Here is a 799-nt window from a genome sequence, read left to right on the forward strand (position 1 = left end):
AAGAGCCATGGCGGCAGGGAAACAACGTGGCTATTCGTTTAAAGGAATGCGAGCGCGCCAAGTGTCAGTGCAAGATTTCGAAGACTTCGATTTGGTACTGGTTGCGGATAAAGCAAACTTGGCTGACTTACTCGATATTTGTCCTGCAGAACATCGTCATAAAGTCTCGCTATTTTTAAGCCACTCTAATTCGAGTTATGACGAGATCCCAGATCCTTACTATGGTGGAGATGATGGATTTGAGTTGGTATTGGACTTAATCGAAGAGGCGTCGGTAGCGGTTTTGCAGAAGCTGTAATTATTTCGATATCAGATAAATAATAAAAGGGATGAGCATTGCTCATCCCTTTACGCATAGATTAGCCAGCTAAAATGTCGGTTGCGACTTTGTAGCTAGGGTCTTCTTTCACGTTGATTTCGACTAGACTGCCAGCTTTGTCGAGTAGTTTGCGACAATCCGGACTTAGGTGACGAAGGTGAAGCGTTTTGCCGATGGAAGCGTAGCGCTCTGCTAGCGTTTCAATTGCCTCAATTGCCGAGTGGTCTGTGACGCGAGAGTCTGCGAAATCGACAATCACATCTTTAGGATCTTCTGGCGCATTAAACAGCTCGAGGAAGTTTGCTGCTGAACCAAAGAAGATTGGACCGTGAATTTTGTACTCTTTTGAGCCTTCTGCGTTCAAGCAAGTATCTGCGTAAATGTGCTTCGCATGTTGCCATGCAAACATCAGCGCTGAAGCGATTACACCAACCGCGACTGCAACAGCAAGGTCAGTCAGTACTGTAACGACGGTTACTA

2 protein-coding genes are annotated in these 799 nt (G+C 45.8%); one reads left to right on the top strand and one right to left on the bottom strand.

Going from position 1 to position 799, the window contains the following annotated elements:
- On the top strand, positions 1 to 298 hold a 298-nt coding region (locus tag R7P74_RS25895), incomplete at its 5' end, for an arsenate reductase/protein-tyrosine-phosphatase family protein (RefSeq protein ID WP_318123517.1).
- Positions 299 to 359: 61 nt separating this feature from the next.
- Here the strand turns inward: R7P74_RS25895 and R7P74_RS25900 are convergent.
- Positions 360 to 799, bottom strand: a 440-nt coding sequence (locus tag R7P74_RS25900; protein ID WP_318123518.1) for a sodium-independent anion transporter, incomplete at its 5' end; no start/stop codon positions are given.

It is taken from the genome of Vibrio sp. 2033 (assembly GCF_033339735.1).